The sequence below is a fragment of the Streptomyces sp. NRRL WC-3605 genome, from assembly GCF_001509795.1.
In the GTDB taxonomy this organism is placed as follows: domain Bacteria; phylum Actinomycetota; class Actinomycetes; order Streptomycetales; family Streptomycetaceae; genus Streptomyces; species Streptomyces viridochromogenes.
Map to the genome: position 1 here is coordinate 367,783 of NZ_LLZN01000002.1, position 20,290 is coordinate 388,072.

At 73.6% G+C, this 20,290-nt stretch carries 21 protein-coding genes; 13 read left to right on the plus strand and 8 right to left on the minus strand.

The features are described 5' to 3' along the window. Position 1 precedes the first annotated feature (1 nt). Complete coding sequence (bioD, locus tag ADL34_RS03760; RefSeq protein WP_062668083.1) at positions 2-718, plus strand: dethiobiotin synthase; 717 nt, start codon at positions 2-4, stop codon at positions 716-718. Between the two features lie 110 nt (positions 719-828). Further along, positions 829-1,530: a class I SAM-dependent methyltransferase gene (locus ADL34_RS03765; RefSeq protein WP_062668084.1), complete on the plus strand. Its 702-nt coding sequence runs from the start codon at positions 829-831 to the stop codon at positions 1,528-1,530. 5 nt (positions 1,531-1,535) lie between these two features. On the opposite strand, the gene ADL34_RS03770 is transcribed toward ADL34_RS03765, so the two are convergent. Next, positions 1,536-1,910, minus strand: a complete 375-nt coding sequence (locus tag ADL34_RS03770) for a hypothetical protein (RefSeq protein ID WP_062668085.1) — start codon at positions 1,908-1,910, stop codon at positions 1,536-1,538. 4 nt (positions 1,911-1,914) lie between these two features. Continuing rightward, positions 1,915-2,154, minus strand: coding sequence for a hypothetical protein (locus tag ADL34_RS03775; protein WP_062668086.1), 240 nt, complete (start codon positions 2,152-2,154; stop codon positions 1,915-1,917). Positions 2,155-2,365: 211 nt separating this feature from the next. Here ADL34_RS03775 and ADL34_RS03780 point away from each other — a divergent pair, with 211 nt between their 5' ends. The 6 genes from ADL34_RS03780 to ADL34_RS03805 all read left to right on the plus strand — a co-directional run bounded on the left by ADL34_RS03780 (position 2,366) and on the right by ADL34_RS03805 (position 9,641). Further along, on the plus strand, positions 2,366-3,211 hold the full coding sequence (locus ADL34_RS03780) for an ABC transporter ATP-binding protein (RefSeq protein ID WP_062668087.1): 846 nt from the start codon (positions 2,366-2,368) through the stop codon (positions 3,209-3,211). A gap of 3 nt (positions 3,212-3,214) precedes the next feature. After that, a complete protein-coding gene (locus tag ADL34_RS03785; protein WP_062668088.1) occupies positions 3,215-5,788 on the plus strand; it encodes an ABC transporter permease in 2,574 nt (857 codons plus the stop codon). A 75-nt stretch (positions 5,789-5,863) separates the two neighbouring features. After that, entirely contained in the window at positions 5,864-6,289 is a 426-nt protein-coding gene (locus tag ADL34_RS03790) for a GNAT family N-acetyltransferase (RefSeq protein ID WP_062668089.1), read from the plus strand. A gap of 143 nt (positions 6,290-6,432) precedes the next feature. Next, positions 6,433-7,776 (plus strand): hemolysin family protein, encoded by a 1,344-nt coding sequence (locus ADL34_RS03795; RefSeq protein ID WP_062668090.1) that lies wholly within the window; start codon positions 6,433-6,435, stop codon positions 7,774-7,776. Next, on the plus strand, positions 7,773-8,786 hold the full coding sequence (locus tag ADL34_RS03800) for a hemolysin family protein (protein WP_062668091.1): 1,014 nt from the start codon (positions 7,773-7,775) through the stop codon (positions 8,784-8,786). The genes ADL34_RS03795 and ADL34_RS03800 overlap by 4 nt, the downstream gene beginning before the upstream one ends. Positions 8,787-8,858: 72 nt before the next feature. Then, a complete protein-coding gene (locus ADL34_RS03805; RefSeq protein ID WP_062668092.1) occupies positions 8,859-9,641 on the plus strand; it encodes an SGNH/GDSL hydrolase family protein in 783 nt (260 codons plus the stop codon). 118 nt (positions 9,642-9,759) lie between these two features. Here the strand turns inward: ADL34_RS03805 and ADL34_RS03810 are convergent, their stop codons facing one another. Beyond that, positions 9,760-10,512, minus strand: coding sequence for a hypothetical protein (locus tag ADL34_RS03810; protein ID WP_159038885.1), 753 nt, complete (start codon positions 10,510-10,512; stop codon positions 9,760-9,762). 315 nt (positions 10,513-10,827) lie between these two features. Between ADL34_RS03810 and purB the strand changes: the two genes are divergently transcribed. Together purB and mug are read left to right on the plus strand one after the other, a co-directional pair. Next, a complete protein-coding gene (gene purB, locus ADL34_RS03815; protein WP_062668094.1) occupies positions 10,828-12,270 on the plus strand; it encodes an adenylosuccinate lyase in 1,443 nt (480 codons plus the stop codon). Positions 12,271-12,283: 13 nt separating this feature from the next. After that, positions 12,284-12,829, plus strand: coding sequence for a G/U mismatch-specific DNA glycosylase (gene mug / locus ADL34_RS03820; protein ID WP_062668095.1), 546 nt, complete (start codon positions 12,284-12,286; stop codon positions 12,827-12,829). 4 nt (positions 12,830-12,833) lie between these two features. Here the strand turns inward: mug and ADL34_RS03825 are convergent, their stop codons facing one another. The 3 genes from ADL34_RS03825 to ADL34_RS03835 are packed head-to-tail and all read right to left on the minus strand — an operon-like array spanning position 12,834 to position 14,919. Then, positions 12,834-13,247 carry a hypothetical protein gene (locus tag ADL34_RS03825; protein ID WP_062668096.1) on the minus strand — a complete coding sequence of 138 codons (414 nt, stop codon included), beginning with the start codon at positions 13,245-13,247 and terminating at the stop codon, positions 12,834-12,836. Positions 13,248-13,288: 41 nt separating this feature from the next. Beyond that, entirely contained in the window at positions 13,289-13,996 is a 708-nt protein-coding gene (locus tag ADL34_RS03830; protein WP_062668097.1) for an ABC transporter permease, read from the minus strand. Positions 13,997-13,998: 2 nt separating this feature from the next. After that, complete coding sequence (locus ADL34_RS03835; RefSeq protein ID WP_062668098.1) at positions 13,999-14,919, minus strand: ATP-binding cassette domain-containing protein; 921 nt, start codon at positions 14,917-14,919, stop codon at positions 13,999-14,001. A gap of 108 nt (positions 14,920-15,027) precedes the next feature. On the opposite strand from ADL34_RS03835, the gene ADL34_RS03840 reads away from it, so the two are divergent. From ADL34_RS03840 to ADL34_RS03850, 3 genes are all read left to right on the plus strand, one after another. After that, positions 15,028-16,197: a sensor histidine kinase gene (locus tag ADL34_RS03840; RefSeq protein ID WP_062668099.1), complete on the plus strand. Its 1,170-nt coding sequence runs from the start codon at positions 15,028-15,030 to the stop codon at positions 16,195-16,197. A gap of 188 nt (positions 16,198-16,385) precedes the next feature. Beyond that, positions 16,386-17,048 carry a response regulator transcription factor gene (locus ADL34_RS03845; protein ID WP_062668100.1) on the plus strand — a complete coding sequence of 221 codons (663 nt, stop codon included), beginning with the start codon at positions 16,386-16,388 and terminating at the stop codon, positions 17,046-17,048. A gap of 111 nt (positions 17,049-17,159) precedes the next feature. Further along, complete coding sequence (locus tag ADL34_RS03850) at positions 17,160-18,317, plus strand: ROK family protein (RefSeq protein ID WP_062668101.1); 1,158 nt, start codon at positions 17,160-17,162, stop codon at positions 18,315-18,317. Between the two features lie 50 nt (positions 18,318-18,367). Here the strand turns inward: ADL34_RS03850 and ADL34_RS03855 are convergent, their stop codons facing one another. Then, the gene (locus tag ADL34_RS03855) at positions 18,368-19,129 is read right to left on the minus strand and encodes a GntR family transcriptional regulator (RefSeq protein WP_062668102.1); all 762 of its coding nucleotides are present in this window, start codon (positions 19,127-19,129) and stop codon (positions 18,368-18,370) included. A 163-nt stretch (positions 19,130-19,292) separates the two neighbouring features. Further along, positions 19,293-20,177 (minus strand): RNA polymerase sigma-70 factor, encoded by an 885-nt coding sequence (locus ADL34_RS03860; protein WP_062668103.1) that lies wholly within the window; start codon positions 20,175-20,177, stop codon positions 19,293-19,295. Positions 20,178-20,290 lie beyond the last annotated feature (113 nt).

Consider the following 20,290-nt stretch of genomic DNA (forward strand, 5'->3'; position numbering starts at 1 on the left):
GATGCCGGTACTGGTGGTCACGGGCACGGGCACGGAGGTCGGCAAGACGGTCGTCACCGCGGCGGTGGCCGCGGCGGCGCTCGCCTCGGGCCGTACGGTCGCGGTGCTCAAGGCCGCGCAGACGGGCGTGGGCCCGGACGAGGACGGGGACGCCGCCGAGGTGGCGCGGCTCGCCGGTCCCGTCACCACGGCCGAAATCGCCCGGTATCCGGACCCGTTGGCCCCGGCGACGGCGGCGCGGCGGGCGGGCCGGACGCCGGTCCGTCCGGCGGAGGTCGCCGAGGCCGCCGCGAAGCTGGCCGCGGAGCACGACCTGGTGCTGGTGGAGGGGGCCGGCGGGCTCCTCGTCCGCTTCGACGAGGCGGGCGGCACCCTGGCGGACGCGGCCGAGCTGATGGCGGCCCCCGTGCTGGTGGTGGCGTCGGCCGGTCTCGGCACCCTCAACACGACGGAGCTGACGGCCCGTGAGCTGCGGCGCCGGCGCCTCGACCCGCTCGGTGTGGTGATCGGCAGCTGGCCCGGGGAACCGGACCTGGCGTCGCGCTGCAACGTGGCGGATCTCCCGGAGGTGTCGGAGGCGCCGCTGCTGGGCGCGGTGCCCGCGGGCGCGGGCGGGCTGCCCTCCGCCGGGTTCCGCGCGGCCGCCCCCGACTGGCTGGCGCCCCGCCTCTTCGGCCGGTGGGACGCGGACGGGTTCCGGGAGCGCATGGCGCTCTGAGGCGTCGCGCGGGACGGGTACACGCGGCGGACGGACGCGCGCGGCGGGGGGTGGGGCATCGCCGTTCGGGGGAGAATCGGGGGTGAGTTCCGTTCTGCCCGGGAGGTCCGATGGCCCAGCGATCCGCCCGTGCGGGCGCCCGTCCCCGCGACGCCGTGCATCATCCGGTGTTCGCCCGCTACTACGCCCGGGTGAGCGCGGGCGCCGAGACCCGGATGGGCATGGCCCGGATCCGGGAGCGGCTGCTGGGCGGGTTGTCGGGCCGGGTGCTGGAGATCGGCGCGGGCAACGGCCTGAACTTCGCGCACTACCCGGCCACGGTCTCCGAGGTCGTCGCCATCGAACCGGAGCGGCTGCTGCGGCGGTTGGCGGTGGAGGCCGCGCTGCGCGCCGAGGTGCCCGTGGACGTGGTGCCGGGCACGGCGGAGGCGCTGCCGGTCAAGAGCGAGGGCTTCGACGCTGTCGTGCTGTCGCTGGTGCTGTGCAGTGTGCGGGACGTGCCGCGGGCGCTGTCCGAGGTGTGCCGGGTGCTGCGGCCCGGCGGGAGCGTGCGGTTCTTCGAGCACGGCCGGGGCGGCGGGCCTGCGATGCTGCGCACCCAGCGCGTGCTGGACCGTACGGTGTGGCCGCTGGTCAGCGGCGGCTGCCATCTCTCGCGCGACCCGGTGGCGGCGCTGCGGGAGGCGGGGCTCGAACTCGGCCCCTACGGGCGGCTGATGGTCCCGGAGAACGGGCCCGCCCTGCCCGCGTCGTACTGCGTGCTGGGCACGGCGTGGCGCCCGGCGGACGCCGGGACGTCAACCGGCCGGTAGCGCGGTCACAGGCTCCAGCTCTCCAGTTCCCGCGTGATGTCCTGTACGGACGCCTCGCCGCCGTGCACCAGGCGGGCCAGGTCGCGGACCTGCTCGGGCGAGGTGACGACCTTGAGGCCGCTGGCCACGAGGTAGGCGTAGGCGACCGCGGAGGCGAACATCGCGTTCGAGCGCTCCAGCGCGGGGACCCGCATGAGCAGTTGCAGCAGGGATGCGGCGCGGGCCTGGGGGCTGTCGTAGACGGGGACGTCGAATATCTCGGCCTGGTGGCGGGCGACGGCGGCGACGAGGGCGCCCCAGTCGGTGACCGTGGGGTCGCCCGGTGTGCGCTTCTCGGCGACCATGAGCAGCCAGGCGAGATCGATGGTCAGCGGGCTCAACGGATCAGTGGCGCCCTTCGCGCGGGCCCTCGCGGTCGGTGCCGAACTCCTCGGCGAACACCGACTCGTACTGCTTCATGAAGTCGGCCGCGGCCTCCACGAAGGTGTGGCCGACCTCGCCGGTGTCCTGGCGGACCAGCTCCTCGATGTAGCGGTTCACGCTCATCCCGCGGGCCAGGGCGCGTTCGCGGGCGGCGCGGGCCGTGCCCTCGTCCACTCTCACGTTCAGCTGGGTCTTCGCCATGCTTCGAAGCTAGCGCGCGGGTGCTAGCACGGCAAGCGTCCCCCGGCGGCATCGGATGCCCCTTACATCGGCTCCGGGTCCCCCACCTGGGTCGGAGGCGACGCGGGACCACAGAAGGATACCCGGTGTGGGGTGGATCACATTAGGCTCGGCGGCGACGAGAAGGGGCGACGTCCCGGCGGCCGTCGGTGCGTCCCGTGAGGAGGCGGCCTTGTCCACAGCAGCTGCGCAGTACGTCCCCGATCCCGCGCCGGCCGAACGGGTGGCGGCCCGCGCTCGCGGACTGACCAAGGCGTACGGCTCCGGTGAGACCGCCGTGCTCGCCCTCGACGCGGTGGACGTGGACATCGCGCGCGGCCGGTTCACGGCGGTGATGGGGCCCTCGGGATCGGGGAAGTCCACGCTGATGCACTGCCTGGCCGGCCTGGACGACGTCTCGGCGGGACGGGTCTGGCTCGGCGACACCGAGATCACGGGGCTGAAGGACCGTGAGCTGACCCGGTTGCGGCGGGACCGGATCGGGTTCATGTTCCAGTCGTTCAACCTCATCCCGACGCTGACCGCGGCGGAGAACATCACCCTGCCCTTGGACATCGCCGGCCGCAGACCGGACGAGGCGTGGCTGGCCCAGGTCATCGACACGCTCGGGCTGCGCGACCGGCTGCGGCACCGGCCCTCCCAGCTGTCCGGCGGCCAGCAGCAGCGCGTGGCCTGCGCCCGCGCGCTCGCCTCCCGGCCGGAGCTGATCTTCGCCGACGAGCCCACCGGCAACCTGGACTCGCGGGCGGGCCTGGAGGTGCTCGGTTTCCTCCGCGAGGCCGTCGACCGGCTGGGACAGACGGTCGTCATGGTCACCCACGACCCGGGGGCCGCGGCCCACGCCGATCTCGTGCTGTTCCTCGGGGACGGGCGGATCGTCGACGAGATGCGCCACCCCACGGCGGAGGCCGTGCTGGAACGGATGAAACGCTTCGACGTGATCCGCGGGGCCTCCGAGGACGGCGGGCGCGCCCCGGGTGTCGAGGCCGGGGAGGGCCCGGCGCTCGAGAAGGGCTGACCGGTGCTCAAGGCGACCCTCAGGAGCTTCCTCGCCCACAGGGGGCGGCTCGCGCTCTCGGCCCTGGCGGTGCTCCTGTCGGTGGCCTTCGTCGTCGGCAGCCTCATCTTCTCGGACACCGTCGGCCGCACGTTCGACCGCCTGTTCGCCTCGACGGCCGCCGACGTCACCGTCACCCCCAAGGAGTCCTTCGACGAGACGATCTCCTCCGGGCGCACCGCGACCCTGCCGGCCGCGCTGGCCGGGCGCCTCGCCGAGGTGGACGGCGTCTCGGCGGCCCGCGCCGAGGTCGACGTGGACGGCATCACCGTCGTCGACGCCGACCGCCGCCGGGTGAGCCCGACCTCGGGTGCGCCGACGCAGGCCGCCGTCTGGAACCCGACCGAGCGCAGCCCGGTGGAACTCACCTCCGGGCACGCTCCGCGGGGCGACGGGCAGGTGCTGCTCGACGCGGACACCGCGGACCGGGCGGACGTGCGCGTCGGCGACCGGCTCACCGTGGTCGGCCCGCGGGGCTCCTTCCCGGTCCGTGTCGTGGGCATCGCGACCTTCACCACCACCAACCCCGGCGCGGCGCTGGTCTTCTTCGACACGGCCACCGCGCAGACGAGACTGCTCGGCGACGCGGACGCGGCGACCGCCGTCGAACTCGACGCGGCCGAGGGCGTCACCGAGCCGGAGCTCAAGCGGCGGGCGGCCGAGGCCCTGGGCGCCGACGCCGCCGCCTACGAACTGCGGACCGCCGACGAGCAGGCGAAGTCGGACGTCGAGCGACTGGGCACGTTCCTCGACGTCATCAAGTACGTGATGCTCGGCTTCGCGGGGGTCGCCGTCCTCGTCGGCGTGTTCCTGATCGTCAACACGTTCTCCATGCTGATCGCCCAGCGCACCCGTGAGCTGGGGCTGCTGCGCGCGCTCGGCGCGGACCGCCGCCAGGTGCGCCGCTCGGTGCTCACCGAGGCGCTGCTGCTGGGCCTGGTCGGCTCGACGGCGGGGCTGGCCGCCGGCATCGGCCTGGCCGTCGGGCTCATCGAGCTGATGGGCCTGCTGGGCATGCGCATCAGGACCGGCGAGATGGTGATCGGCTGGGGCACGCCGGTCGCCGCGTACGTCGTGGGGCTGGGCGTCACCTTCGTCGCGGCCTACCTCCCCGCCCGGCGGGCGGCCGGGGTGTCGCCGATGGCGGCCCTCGCTGACGCGGAGATCGCGGACGTCGGGCGGCCGCTGCGGCTGCGCGCGGTGGCGGGCTCGGCCGTCGGCGCGGGGGGAGCGGCGGCGCTCGCGGGCGCCGCAGTGTCCTCACGGACGTCCACGGCCGCGTCCCTGCTGGGGGCCGGCGTGCTGCTGACCCTCATCGCCACGGTCGTGGCGGGTCCGCTCCTGGTGCGTCCCGTCATCCGGGTGCTCGGCGGCGCCTTCCCGGCGCTGTTCGGGCCGGTCGGCCGGATGAGCCAGCGCAACGCGCTGCGCAATCCGCGCCGCACGGGTGCCACGGCGGCCGCGCTGATGGTGGGCCTGGCCCTGGTCGGCGGGATGTCGGTGGCGAGCGCGTCGATGTCGACGTCGTTCGACCGGCAGATCGACAAGACCCTCGGCGCCGACTTCGTGGTGCAGGACAGCAACTTCGTGCCCTTCCCCCGGGAGATCGCCGACCGGATCGCGGCCACCGAGGGGGTCGGGCTGGTGGTCCGCTCGCAGCTCGCGACGATCGCGCTTCGCCTGCCCGACGGGGACCAGGTGCGGACCACCGCCGCCGGGTACGAACCCGAGCTCGACGAGGTCGCCCATCTCACCTACGCGCGCGGGGACTCCGCGGCCGCGCTGGCGGACGGGCACCTCGGGATGGACCGCGACTTCGCCCGGGACCACGGGGTACGGGCCGGCAGCGCGCTGTCCGTCGAGTTCCAGGACGGGCGCCGCGCCCGGCTGACGGTCGGCGCCCTCACCGACCAGGACTCCGTCGACGGGTTCGGCGCCCAGGGGGGCGTCTTCTTCGGCCTGGCCACGCTGGAGAAGTACGCGCCGGGCGGCCAGGACGCGGCCGTGTACGTCAACGCCGCCCCCGGCACGGACGCGGACGCGCTGCGGACCGCTCTGGAGAAGACCCTCGACCCGTATCCGCAGGTGCAGGTCCGGGATGTCGCCGACTACAAGGACCTGGTGCACGACCAGATCGCCGTGCTGCTCTACCTGGTGTACGCCCTGCTGGGCCTCGCGATCGTCATCGCGGTGCTCGGTGTGGTCAACACGCTCGCCCTGTCGGTGGTGGAGCGGACCCGGGAGATCGGGCTGCTGCGGGCCATCGGGCTGGCCCGGCGCCAGCTGCGCCGGATGATCCGGCTGGAGTCGGTGGTGATCGCCGTGTTCGGCGCCGTCCTCGGGCTGGCGCTGGGGCTGGTGTGGGGCGTGTGCGCGCAGCAGGTGCTGGCGCTGCAGGGCATGACGGCGCTGGCCATCCCCTGGGGCACGATCGTCGCCGTGGTGATCGGCTCGGCGGTGGTGGGGGTCGTGGCGGCGCTGCTGCCCGCGCTGCGCGCGTCACGCATGAACGTGCTGGCGGCCATCGCGCACGAGTGACGGGCGGGAGCCGGGACGGGCGTCCATATGCCGGAAACCTCTGCGGCGCCCCGGGCCCGGTGGTGGGATCGGCTCATGAGTGATCTTCGTTTGCGTTCCGCCACCGCCCGGGACCTGGACGCCGTGCTGGCCTTCTGGAAGACGTCGGCCGAGGGCACCAGCATCAGCGACGACCGCGACGGCGTCGAGCGGCTCGTCGCCCGCGACCCGGGGGCGCTGATCCTGGCCGAGGTGGACGGCGAGCTGGCCGGCACGGTCATAGCGGGCTTCGACGGCTGGCGCTGCCATCTGTACCGGCTGGCGGTGCACCCGGACCGGCGCCGTCAGGGGATCGGCTCGGCGCTGCTGGCCGCCGCCGAGGAGCGGTTCGTACGGCTCGGCGGGCGGCGCGGCGACGCGATGGTCCTGGAACGGAACACGCGTGCGCATCATGCCTGGCGTGCAGCGGGGTACACGCCCGAGGACCACTGGCGGCGGTGGGTGAAGCACCTCACCGACTGACCGCTTTGCCGATCCTTTACCATTGGGCTTCCACTTCGGTCCTCCAGTGAAAGGTGTGAGCCTCCGCCCATGGGCGAGCCTCCCAGTTGTAGACATCGCGCGCACGTTCCCACCCTGTCCGACCATGGGACGGAGGTGACCCGATGACCGAAGTGCTTCTCCTTCTGGTGGCGATCCTGCTGTCGCTGGCGTGCGGCGCCTTCGTCGCGGCCGAGTTCTCCCTGACGACCGTCGAGCGCGGCGATCTGGAGCGCGCCGCCGAACGCGGCGAGCGCGGCGCCTCGGGCGCCCTCAAGGCCGTACGGAACCTGACCTTCCAGCTCTCCGGCGCGCAGCTCGGCATCACCGTCACCAACCTCGTCGTCGGCATGCTCGCCGAACCGTCCATCGCCGCCCTGCTCGCGGGCCCGCTGGAGTCGATGGGGATCTCCCGCTCGACGTCGAGTTCGATCGCGCTGGTCATCGGTACGGCCCTGTCGACGGTCGTCCTGATGGTCGTCGGTGAACTCGTCCCCAAGAACTGGGCGATCTCCTCCCCGCTGGCCGTCGCCAAGCGCGTGGGAAGCGCCCAGCGATGGTTCAGCGCGGCGTTCCGCCCCTTCATCACCCACCTGAACAACACGGCGAACCGCATAGTGCGCCGGATCGGCGTGGAGCCCACCGAGGAGCTGGCCGCCGCGCGCGGCCCTCAGGAGCTGGCCGCGCTGGCCCGGCACTCCGCCCGGGAGGGCGCCCTGGAGGCGGACACCGCCGAGCTCTTCGTGCGGACGCTGAACCTGGCCGATCTGACCGCCGAGAACGTGATGACCCCGCGCGTGCAGGTCGTCGCCCTCGAGGCCACGGCCACCTGCGAGGACGTGGCGAACGCGACCCGGGCGACCGGCCTGTCCCGCTTCCCGGTCTACCGGGGCAGCCTCGACTCGGTGGTGGGCACCGCCCACATCAAGGACATCCTCGCGGTGCCCGCCGAGGAACGGCCGCGCACCCCGGTGTCGGAGCTGATGCGCGAACCTCTGCTCGTTCCCGCCACCCTCACCGTCGACCGCCTCCTCGACCGTCTCTCCGGCAAACGCACCATGGCCGTGGTCATCGACGAGTACGGCGGCACCGCGGGCGTGGCCACGCTGGAGGACATCGTCGAGGAGGTCGTCGGCGAGGTCCGCGACGAGCACGACCCGCACGAGACGCCCGACATCGCCCCCGCCGGCAGCGACGAGCTGGGACGGTCGCTGTACTCGGCCGACGGCTCGGCGCGCACCGACCAGCTCGCGCGCGTGGGCCTGAAGACGCCCGAGGGCCCCTACGAGACCCTGGCCGGGCTCGTCGCCACGGAGCTCGGGCGTATCCCCACCGTCGGCGACGAGGTCGAGGTCGCCGGGTGGCGGCTCGACGTGGTGGACGCCGCGGGCCGCCGGGCCGCGCGGGTGCTGTTGCACGCCCCGCTCGACGAACCGGCGGAGCACGAGACGCAGGAGGACGGGCGATGACCGCCGTACAGCTGTTCATCGGCCTGCTGACGCTGGTCGTCAACGCCTTCTTCGTGGGCGCCGAGTTCGCCCTGATCTCGGTGCGCCGCTCCCAGATCGAGCCCTACGCCGAGCAGGGGGACCGCCGCGCCAAGAGCGTGATGTGGGGTCTGCAGCACGTGTCCGCGCTGCTGGCCGCGGCGCAGCTCGGCATCACCCTGTGCACCCTGGTCCTCGGCATCGTCGCGGAGCCGGCCATCGCGCATCTGCTGGAGCCGGTGTTCCACGCGGTGGGCGTCCCGGAGGGCGCCGGTCACGCGGTCTCGTTCGTGATCGCGCTGACCCTGGCCACCTATCTGCACATGCTCCTCGGCGAGATGGTGCCGAAGAACATCGCGCTGGCCGAGCCGGTGCGCAGCGCCCTGCTGCTGGGCCCGCCCCTGGTCACGCTGTCCCGCGCGCTGCGGCCCGTGATCTTCACGATCAACGCGTTCGCCAACGCGCTGCTGCGGCTGCTGCGCGTGGAGACCAAGGACGAGGTCACCGCGACCTTCTCGGACTCCGAGCTCGCCCGGATGGTGCGGGACTCGGGTGAGGCCGGGCTCATCGACGACCGTGCGCGCGAGCGTCTGCACGACGCGCTGGAGCTGGGCCGCCGGCCCGTACGCGACGTGGTGCTGCCGCTGGAGCGGGTCGTCTACGCGCACGTGGGCGTCACCCCGGAGGCACTGGAGAGGCTGTCGGCGCAGTCGGGCTTCTCGCGCTTCCCCGTGGTCGACACGGGCCGCCGCATCCTCGGCTACCTGCACGTCAAGGACGCGCTCGACGCCTCCCCGCGAGACGTGCCGTTCCAGATCCGGGACATGCGGGCCATCGCGCGCGTCCGCGAGAGCACACCGCTGGACGACGTGCTCACCGCGATGCGGGGCAGCCGCACCCACCTCGCGGCCGTCCTGGGCGACGACGGGCGGCTCGCCGGGCTGGTGACCATGGAGGACGTGCTGCGGGAGCTGTTCGGACAGCGCGTCTGACGGAGGACGGGAGGATGGTTCCCGGGCCGACCGACCGCTGGGTATGGAGCCCGGGATACCATTTCCGTCGCCATGCAGACGAATCCCACTCACAGCAGCCTGGTCGCCGTCGGCGACTCCTTCACCGAGGGCATGTCGGACCTTCTCCCGGACGGTTCGTACCGGGGCTGGGCCGATCTCCTCGCCGGCCGGATGGCCGCCCAGACCCCCGGTTTCCGGTACGCGAACCTCGCCGTGCGCGGAAAGCTGATCGGGCAGATCGTCGACGAGCAGGTCGACGTGGCCGCCGCGATGGGCGCCGACGTGATCACGCTCGTCGGCGGGCTCAACGACACCCTGCGGCCCAAGTGCGACATGGGCCGGGTGCGGGGCCTGCTGGAGGAGGCCGTGGAGAAGCTGGCCCCGGCCTGCCGGCAGCTGGTGCTCATGCGCAGTCCGGGGCGGCAGGGGCCGGTCCTGGAGCGGTTCCGGCCCCGTATGGAGGAGCTGTTCGCCTGCGTGGACCAGCTGGCGGAGCGGCACGGCGCGATCGTCGTCGACCTGTACGGGGCGCCGTCGCTGAGCGACCCGCGGATGTGGGACGTGGACCGGCTGCATCTGACGGCCGACGGGCACCGCCGGGTCGCGGAGGCCGTGTGGCAGGCGCTCGGCTACGACCCGGCCGACACCGAGTGGCGTACGCCGCTGGCGGCCGCGGTGCCGCCGCGCTGGGTCGCCCGGCGGGTCGCGGACGCGCGTTTCGCACGTCAGCACCTGCTGCCCTGGATAGGGCGGCGCCTGACCGGCCGGTCCTCGGGCGACGGACGGCCGGCGAAGCGCCCGGAGCTGCTGCCCTACGACGGGCCGGCCGCGTAGGACACCGGAGCGTGGTGACGCCCCTGCCGGCTCGTGCGGCAGGGGCGTTGGTGTGTTGACCGTTCCAGCCGTTTCGGCCGTTCCAGCCGTTCCAGCCGTCTCGGCCGTTCCCTCCGTCTCAGCCGTTCTGGCCGCGGGAGGCGGACCGGCTACGGCGGTACAGCACGGTGCCGGCGATCAGCAGCGCGCCGCTGGCGGCGATGCCTCCGACGAGGCCTCCGGCCCCGGTCTCGGGCAGGTGCGGCCGGTCCGGTCCGGCGGGCGGGGTCTGCGAGGGCGCCGGGCCAGGCTCGTGGGGCGTGGGCGAGGGGGCGGGCCGGGTGGGGGTGGGCTCGGGGGTGCCGGGCTCGTCGCCGTAGCCGTAGCCGTGACCGGTGGGCTCGTCCGGCGTGCCGGACTCCTCGCCGTACCCGGAGCCGTAGCCATAGCCGTGACCGGTGGGCTCGGACGGCTCGTCGCCGTAGCCGTAGCCGTGGTCCTCGCCGGACGGCTCGTCGGAGCCGTAGCCGCTCGGCTCGTCCGTGCCGTAGCCGGCCTCACCGGCCGGTTCGTCCTCGCCGTAGCTCGCGCCGGACGGCTCGTCGGAACCGTAGGAGGCGGTGCCCTCCCCGGACGGGGCGGCGCCCGGCAGTTCCAGCGCGTCGATCTTCTCGTCCACGCCGTCGAGCTGCTCGTCCATCGCGCCGAGTTTGTCGTCCAGCTGATCAAGCCCGTCGGAGTCCGGCGCATTCGCGTGGCCGGGCAGGACGACGGCGGATTTCACCATGGTGCCCTGTACACGCGGGGCCGCGGACGCGGTGGTGCCGTACAGGGACAGGGCGCTGGTCGCGGCGGCGGCCACGATCAATCCCCTGGTCAGAGCCTGGCGCATTCTCGTTGTCTTTCTTTCGGACGGATTCGGACGGAAAGGGGGGCCGACGTCGGTCATCGACACGAATTCGTCGCTCGCCGGAATTCGAGAGGTCGTGGCGGGAGCGGTGACGCACAGCTGCGAACATGCCGCGACCCGCAGACTATGAACGAGTTGTGAAGGTCCCGGGAAACCGGGACGCGGCCACCGGCGGGGAATTCACCCGATCGACCCGCCACGAGCTTCCGTCCGGGTCCGGCACCGAGGCCGCGGGCCCTGACCGCTCGGGCGGAGCGGCGCCGAGGGCCGGGGGGACGCCGGGTAAACTCCGTGCACGTGACTTCTGCGCCCGCCAAGCCCCGCATCCCGAACGTCCTCGCCGGACGCTACGCCTCCACCGAGCTCGCCACGCTCTGGTCCCCCGAGCACAAGGTGAAGCTGGAGCGTCAGCTCTGGCTCGCCGTGCTGCGGGCCCAGAAGGACCTCGGCATCGAGGTGCCGGACGAGGCGATCGCCGACTACGAGCGCGTCCTCGACACCGTGGACCTGGCGTCGATCGCCGAGCGCGAGAAGGTCACCCGGCACGACGTGAAGGCGCGGATCGAGGAGTTCAACGCGCTCGCCGGGCACGAGCACGTGCACAAGGGCATGACCTCCCGCGACCTCACGGAGAACGTCGAGCAGCTGCAGATCCGTCTGTCGCTGGAGCTGATGCGCGACCGTACGGTGGCCGTGCTGGCCCGCCTCGGCAAGCTGGCCGGTGAGTACGCCGAGCTGGTCATGGCCGGCCGCTCCCACAACGTCGCCGCCCAGGCCACCACCCTCGGCAAGCGCTTCGCGACCGCCGCCGACGAGCTCCTCGTGGCGTACGGCCGGGTCGAGGAGCTGCTGGGCCGCTACCCGCTGCGCGGCATCAAGGGCCCGGTGGGCACCGCGCAGGACATGCTCGACCTGCTCGGCGGGGACCCGGTGAAGCTCGCGGAGCTGGAGGACCGGATCGCCGCGCACCTGGGCTTCTCGCAGGCGTTCACGTCGGTCGGCCAGGTCTACCCGCGCTCGCTGGACTACGAGGTGGTGACCGCGCTGGTCCAGCTGGCCGGGGCGCCGTCCTCGCTGGCCAAGACGATCCGGCTGATGGCCGGGCACGAGCTGGTCACCGAGGGCTTCAAGCCGGGCCAGGTCGGCTCCTCCGCCATGCCGCACAAGATGAACACCCGGTCCTGCGAGCGGGTCAACGGCCTGATGGTGATCCTGCGCGGCTACGCGTCGATGACCGGCGAGCTGGCGGGCGACCAGTGGAACGAGGGCGACGTCTCCTGCTCGGTGGTGCGCCGGGTGGCCCTGCCGGACGCCTTCTTCGCGCTGGACGGCCTGCTGGAGACGTTCCTGACGGTCCTCGACGAGTTCGGCGCCTTCCCGGCCGTCGTCGCCCGCGAACTGGACCGCTACCTGCCGTTCCTCGCCACCACGAAGGTGCTGATGGGCGCCGTGCGCGCCGGTGTGGGCCGTGAGGTCGCGCACGAGGCGATCAAGGAGCACGCCGTCGCCTCCGCGCTGGCGATGCGGGAGCAGGGCGCCGAGCGCAACGAACTGCTCGGCAAGCTGGCCGACGACGAGCGCATCCCGCTGGACCGCGCGGCGCTGGACGCGCTGATGGCCGACAAGCTGTCCTTCACCGGTGCCGCCGCCGCGCAGGTCGGCGTGGTCGTGGGCCGGATCGAGGAGATCGTGAAGCAGCGTCCGGAGGCCGCGGGCTACACGCCCGGCGCGATCCTCTGACCTGGCGCACGGTATGCCGCGCTTCACCGCCGAGCAGTTGGAGGCCGCCCGCGACCGCCTCGTCCCCGACGTGGTCGCGGACGGCCTGCGCGTGCTGTTCTGCGGGATCAACCCCGGTCTGATGACGGCTGCGACCGGCCATCACTTCGCCCGCCCCGGCAACCGCTTCTGGCCGGTGCTGCACCTGTCCGGGTTCACGCCGCGGCTGCTGAAGCCGTCGGAGCAGGGGGAGTTGCCGTCGTACGGGCTCGGCATCACGAACGTCGTGGCGCGGGCGACGGCGCGGGCCGACGAGCTGAGCGCCGAGGAGTACCGCGAGGGCGGCCGACTGCTGACCGCCAAGGTGGAGCGGCTGCGGCCGCGCTGGCTCGCCGTCGTCGGGGTGACCGCCTACCGGGCGGCGTTCGACGACCGCGGGGCGCGGGTGGGTCCGCAGGAGCGGACGATCGGGCGGACGCGGGTGTGGGTGCTGCCCAACCCGAGCGGGCTGAACGCGCACTGGACGGCGGCGACGATGGCGGAGGAGTTCGCCCGGCTGCGGGTGGCCGCGGAGGACTGACCCGTCAGGGCGGGTCCCGGTCGGTCACCATCAGCAGGAGTTCTGGGTCCGCCTCCGGGTCCCGGTCGGCGACGGCTATGCCGACCCAGCGGCCGGTGCCCGGCTCGTGCCAGGTCCGCAGGTCGTCCGCGCGGACGCCGAGCTCGGCCCAGGGCTCGGGTATCTCCTCACCCCGGGCCGCGCGTTCGAGCAGCGTGACGCTCCCCCAGCGCGATGCTTCCCCCCAGCGTTCCTCGAACCGCTGTATGAGCGCCGCCTCGTGGGCGTACAGGTCGGCGGCCGTGCCGCCGCCGGCGGCCCCCAGCACCACGAGGAAGTAGCCGGGGCCGCCCAGGGCGGGGTCCGCTCCGTCGCGCGCGGCGGGGAACTCCCGGGCGCACAGCGAGTCGGTCAGGGCCAGATCCTTCACGACGTCCATGGGGTGCAGTATCGCCGCCCCCACTGACAATTGGCGTGGCGTCAGGTGTCTCTGCGCCGTACGCTCCACGCCCCGGCGAGGAGGGCGGCCGCCGTCCACAGCGCGGTGACCGCGAGTCCGGACCAGGGACCGAGGGAGCCGTCGTACGTCCGGTGAAGGGCGGTCTGTCCCGCCTTGTCCGGGAGGAAGTCGGCCACGGTGCCCACCGAGTCGCCGACCACGAACGACACCACGAGGATGAACGGGATCAGGACGGACAGCGTGGCCGCCCCGCTGCGGAACACGGCGGTCAGGCCGGCCGCGAACAGGGCCATGAGCATGAGGTAGAGGCCGCATCCGGCGATCGCGCGCGCCTGCTCGGAGCCGGTCAGGCCGTCCGCGCGGGCGGCGGCGAGGGCAGCCGCGGCGGTCACGAGCCCGGTGAGGAGGACCGGCACGCCGACGGCCGTCAGCTTCGCGGCGAACCAGCGCCCCCGTTGCGGGACCGCGGCCAGCGACAGCCGCAGGGCTCCCCCGTGGTACTCGGCCGCCATGGCCAGGGCGCCGAAGGAGACGGCGGCGATCTGACCGGGCAGCACCCCGGACAGCGCGGTGAACAGCGGGTCGGAGTCCGGGCCGTCGCCCGCGTCGGCGCCAGCGAGCGCGGAGAACGCCGTCGTCACCACGAACAGCGCGACCAGCGCGGCCGGAAGGGACCGCAGCGTACGGATCTTGAGCCACTCCGAGTGGAGCACGGGTGCGTTGGGCATGGTCAGACCTCCTGGGGCTGTGCGGTGAACTCGGTCGCCTCCGAGGTGAGATCCAGGTACGCCTGCTCCAGCGTGCCCTCCTCGGCGGCGAGTTCGAGGAGCGGGACGCCCGCCTGCGAGGCGAGCCGCCCGACGGCGTCCACGCGCGCGTGGCGTACCGTCCAGTGCCCGTCCTCGTGCCGGTCGGCGTCGAGGCCGTGCCGGCCGAACAGCGACTCCAGTGCCTCGGCGTCACTGGTGCGGACCCGTACGCGCGGCTCCACGCGCGCGCTGATGAAGTCCCGTATCGGGGTGTCGGCCAGCAGCCGTCCGCGGCCCAGGACCACCAGGTGGTCGGCGAACGTCGCGGTCTCGTTCATCAGATGGCTGGAGACGAGGACCGTGCGGCCCTCCCCCGCGAGGCGGCGCAGCAGTTCACGGATCCAGACGATGCCCTCCGGGTCGAGACCGTTGGACGGCTCGTCGAGCAGCACGACCTCGGGGTCGCCCAGGAGCGCCGCCGCGATGCCGAGCCGCTGGCGCATCCCCAGGGAGTACGTCCTCACCCTGCGCCGCGCCACCGAGGTGAGTCCGGTCCGCGCCAGCACCTCGTCGGCGCGGGACGCCGGGATGCGGTTGCTCGCGGCGAGGACGCGCAGATGGTCGCGGCCGGTGCGGGAGCCGTGCGCCGCCCCGGCGTCGAGCAGGGCGCCGACCGTGCGCAGGGGGTCCTTCAGGCTGGCGTAGGGGCGGCCGCCGACCGTGGCGGTCCCGGAGGTGGGCCGGTCGAGGCCGAGCACGAGACGCAGGGTGGTGGACTTCCCGGCGCCGTTGGGGCCGAGGAAGCCGGTGACGCGGCCGGGGAGGACGGTGAAGGTCAGGTCGTCCACGGCTCGCCTGGTGCCGTACTCCTTGGTGAGTGCCTGGACTTCGATGCTGGTCATGGCCTCAGCCTGACGGGCGGGGAGGGGGCGGGGCCTCCCCCGCGGGTGGAGATCGTCTCCCCCGTGCGGGGGAGGTGCGTTGTCGGTGGTGCCTGGCACGATGACGCGATGGTCCGTTTGCTGCGCCCGTTCGGCCGGGCGGTGACGTACACACGGCTGCTGCACCTGTTCGTGACCGTCGTGTGGCCGGCGATGCTGATCTTCATCCAGGAGGCGTGGTGGATCTGGGCGCTGGCCGCCGCGACGCTCGTCCCCGCCGGGCTGGTGCCGGCGATGCGCACGGTCGAAGGGCTGCAGGCACGGCTGTTGCTGACCGGGCACCGTCACGACAGCGACAGCGCGGGGATCGTCGTCGCGCCGTCCGCGACCTGGGCGGACCGGTGGCGGCTCGTGCTGTGGCTGGAGGCGCGGTTCCTCCTCGGCTGTTCCTCCGTGGCGTTGATCGCCCGACTTCTCTTCACCGTGACGGATCTGGTGTCGGCGGCCGTGACCTCCCGGGCGGGTGGCGGGATCGTCCCCCCGTTCGGTCCGGCGCTCGCGTGGCGGATCCTGCTCGTGCCCGTGCTGCTCGCGGTGCTGGCGGCGACCGTGTGGGGCGCGGGCCGGCTGATCACGGCTCTGGCGGTGCGGCTGCTCGGGCCCTCCCCCGCCGAGCGGCTGGCCGCCCTGGAGGAGCGCACGGAGCAGCTGCTGGAACGCACCCGTATCGCCCGGGAGCTGCACGACTCGATCGGGCACGCGCTGACCGTGGCCGTGCTCCAGGCGGGCGCGGCCCGCGCGGCGGACGATCCCGCGTTCACGCGGCTGGCCTTGGACGCCATCGAGGAGACGGGGCGGGCCGCTCTGGAGGACCTGGAGCGTGTCCTGGGCGTCCTGCGGGACTCCGGGAAGCCCGCGGACTCCCGGCCCACGCTGACGGATGCGGGCCGCCTGCTGGAGTCGGCGCGGGCGTCCGGCGCCGAGGTGGACGCCGATCTGACGGGGTCTCTGGAGGGCGTGCCGGGACCGGTCTCCCGGGAGGGCTACCGCATCCTGCAGGAGTCGCTGACCAACGTGCTGCGGCACGCGGGGCCCGTGCCGGCCCGGGTCCGTGTCAGCGTCGAGGGCGCCGTCCTCCGGCTCGACGTGCGCAATCCCCTGCCCGCGGACACACCGGAGCCGGGAAGGGGCAGCGGCCTGCGGGGCATGCACGAGCGGGCCGCCCTGCTGGGTGGCCGCGTGAGCGCGGGACCCGTCGGGGACGACTGGAGGGTGCACGTCGAGCTGCCCGTGAGGTGATCCAGACGAAAGGCCGTAGGGGGTGTCTTGTCGATCAGGCCGGGCTCCCGGCGCCTGGCACCGCGCCTCGCCGCGTTGTCGTCGGTCGCCGATGCGCCGCATCGACTCCCTCCTCCCTTGCGATGCACGGCACCAGACACCGGGAGCCGACCCGGCCTGATCGACAAGACACCCCCTAGCCTGTCGGGATGCCGGTCACCGTGCTTCTCGTCGACGACGAACCACTCGTGCGCGCGGGTCTGCGGGCCGTGCTCGAGGCGCAGGGCGACATCGAGGTCGTCGGGGAGGCCGCCGACGGGGCGGCGGTGATCCCGCTGGTGCGGGAGCTGCGTCCGGACGTCGTCGCGATGGACGTACGGATGCCGCTGCTGGACGGCATCGAGGCCACGCGCGCGGTCCTGCGCACGGTCGCCGAGCCGCCGAAGATCGTCGTGATCACCACCTTCGAGAACGACGAGTACGTCTACGAGGCGCTGCGCGCCGGTGCGGACGGCTTCCTGCTGAAGCGGGCCCGCCCGGCCGAGATCGTGCACGCGGTGCGGCTGGTCGCCGCGGGCGAGTCGCTGCTGTTCCCCGCCTCGGTGCGGCAACTGGCCGCGCGCTACGGGGACGGCGGCGGCAATCGTGCGGCGCGCGCGGCGCTGGAGCGGGCCCGGCTGACCGAGCGGGAGGCCGACGTCCTGCGCCTGATGACGCGTGGGCTGTCGAACGCCGAGATCGCCGAGCGGCTCGTCGTGGGCACGGAGACGGTGAAGTCGCATGTGAGCGCCGTGCTGGCGAAGCTGGGGGCGCGCGACCGCACGCAGGCGGTGATCACGGCGTACGAGTCGGGGTTCGTCGCGCCGGGGTGAGACACGGGGGTGATGAGCGGCGCATGTCCGGTGTGACGCCCGGCACTCGCAGGGGTGGGCGCCGACGAGTAGCATCCGCCCAACACGCGCACGAGCTGGGAGGACGGACCTTTGGGGCAGCTGACCGGTGGGGATCCCTCGCTGCTGCGAAGGATCAACTCCGCGGTGGTGCTGCACGCGCTGCGTGCCACGGATGCCGCCACGCTGACGGAGATCACCCGGGTGACGGGACTGTCCCGGCCCACCGTCGAGGGGGTCGTCGAGGGGCTGATCGAGGCGGGGTACGTCGTCGAGAAGGCGGCCGACGACAGTGTCGCCCGCCGGCAGGGCCGGCCCGCGCGGCGGTTCCGGTTCCGTGCCGAGGCGGGACACCTGCTGGGCCTGGACATCGGCGCGCACCGGGTCGCCGCCCTGCTCGCCGACCTGGACGGCCGGGTGATGGGCGCCACCACCAAGGACGTCGACGAGGCGGCCGGGGCCGACGAGCGGATGGAGAAGGTCCGGACGGCGGTCGTGGAGCTGCTGCGGCGTGCCGGGGTCGCGCGCGGCTCGCTGCGGGCCGTCGGGGTGGCGACGCCGGGCATCGTGGAGGCCGACGGCACCGTGCGGCTGGGGGCGGCGCTGCCGGGCTGGACCGGGCTGCGGCTGGGTGAGCGGCTGAGCCGGTCGTTCAAGTGCCCGGTGCTGGTGGAGAACGACGCCAACGCGGCGGCGGTCGCCGAGCACTGGAAGGGGTCGGCGACCGAGTCCGACGACGTGGTGTTCGTGCTGGCGGGGCTGAGCCCGGGCGCCGGTTCGCTCATCGGCGGGAAGCTGCACCGCGGGTTCGGCGGCGCGGCCGGGGAGATCGGCGCGCTGCACATGCTGGGCCGTGAGGCGACGCCGGAGACGCTGCTGTCGACCACGGACGAGCCGTTGCGTCCGCTCGACGAGCGGGCGGTGGCGGCGGTGTTCGCCCAGGCCCGTGAGGGCGATCCGCGCGCGCTGGAGGCCGTCGAGCGGTTCATCCAGCGGCTCGTGCACGACGTGGCCGCCCTGGTCCTCGCGCTGGATCCGGAGCTGGTCGTGGTGGGGGGCTGGGCGGCCGGCCTGGACGGTGTCCTGGAGCCGCTGCGGCGTGAGTTGTCCCGCTACTGCCTGCGCCCGCCGAACGTGGCGCTGTCGCTGCTCGGCGAGGCCGCCGTGGCGACGGGAGCGCTGCGGCTGGCCCTCGACCATGTGGAGGAGCAGCTGTTCGCGGTGGAGGGGACGGTCACGGGCCGCCGGTGAGCGTGCCCGCGTCCCGGAGCCTCGGGCCTGGGACGCGGGCCGTCACCTCGTCAGGAGGCCCGGCGCTCCGGGTCCTGGTGGATCTCCACGCCTCCGGTGTCGCCGAAGGTCAGCCGGCAGGTGTCGGCGCGGTAGGTGGCGACGGAGAGCGCCGCGGTCCTGCCGTGCGCGAGGTAACGGGTCGTCACGACGAGCACCGGCGCCCCGGGCAGCCGGTCGAGTTCCCTGGCGTCGTCGGCGCGGGCCGAGCCCAGCTCGACCGCGCTCTCCCGTCCCTCCAGCTCCAGGCGCTGGAGCTCGCGCAGCACGGCACGCGCGCGTGCGGCGCCCGACGGGGCGTCGATGGCGGAGAGGTCGGGCACCGACGGCTGCGGGACGTAGAGCAGTTCGGCGGCGACCGGCTGACCGTGGGTCACCCGGGAGCGCCGGACGGTGTGCACGGGCTCGTCGGTGCCGGTCACCAGGGCGTCGGCGACGGCGGCGGGCGGCGCCGCGAGGGCGCAGTCCGTGGCCTGCCAGCCGTCCTCGGCGGCCCCCGGCCAGGCGTGCTGCTCGGTGCCCACGGCCACGCCCACGCGCGGCGGCGCGACGGTCGTGCCGACACCGCGGCGGCGCTGCAGCCTGCCTTCGAGTTCGAGCTGTTCCAGTGCCTGGCGGAGCGTGGCCCGGGCGACGCCGAAGCGGGCCGCCAGGTCACGTTCGTTGGGCAGGATCTCGCCCACCGAGAACTCCGATTCCAGTGCCTCGCTGAGCACGGTCCTCAGATGCCAGTACTTCGGTTCCGGCACCGTTTCGAGCTGCGTGGTCCCCACCCTGTCCTCCGCAATCGCCGTGGCCCGGCGTTTCAGCGCCTTGTTTATTAAAGGTTGTTGCACTTGTCAGCGACCATAGGGCGGCCCACACCCTTGGTCAATACCAATCACCCGGACCACTCACGGACCGTGATCACGCCCTCACGTGCCTGCCGGCCGTCCGTCAGACGTCTGCGAGGGCCTTGAGCTTGTCGGGGTTGCGGATGACGTAGACCGCCTGGATGCGCCCGTCCAGGACGTCCACCTGGAAGACGCTGTCGGGCCTGCCGCCGGACAGGACCAGCAACGCGGGGCCGCCGTTGATCTCCACGTACCGGAAGCCCGCGTCGGCGATGCCCTTCTGCGCGACGCCCGCGAGGAAACGGCCCACGTGGTCGGCGCTCTCCAGGACTCGCAGCGGGGCCTTGGCCTTGCCTCCGCTGTCGCCGATGAGCCGGACGTCCGGGGCGAGCAGGGACATGAGCCCTTCGAGGTCGCCGCCGGCGGCCGCGGCGAGGAACCGCTCGGTCAGGTCGCGCCGCTCGGCGGGGTCGACCTCGTACCGGGGCCGCCGTTCCTCGACGTGCCGGCGGGCGCGACCGGCGAGCTGACGCACCGCCGCCTCGCCGCGCTCGAGCATGGCGGCGATCTCGGCGTAGGGGTAGCCGAAGGCCTCCCGGAGGACGAACACGGCCCGTTCCAGCGGCGACAGGGACTCGAGGACGATCAGGACGGCGAGGGACACGGAGTCGGCGAGGACGGCCCGTTCGGCGGTGTCCGGGACGCGGTCGCCGAAGTCGGTGACGTACGGCTCCGGCAGCCACGGGCCGACGTAGCTCTCGCCGCGCGCCTTGACCTGGCGGAGGCGGTCGATGGCCAGGCGGGTGGTGACGCGGACCAGGTAGGCGCGTGGTTCGCGCACCTCGGACCGGTCGGCCCGGGACCAGCGCAGCCACGCCTCCTGGACCACGTCCTCCGCGTCGGCCACCCGGCCGAGCATGCGGTAGGCGACCCCGAGGAGGACGGGGCGGTGCTCTTCGAAGACATCGGTCTCGGCATCGGTGGTCACGGCACCATCCCATCCCGGCGCGGGGGGACGTGTCCAGGCGATTCGGGCGGCGGCCGCGTGACGTCCACTCGGTGGCGCACGTCGGAACTACCCACGGGTAGCAGGGGTCTACC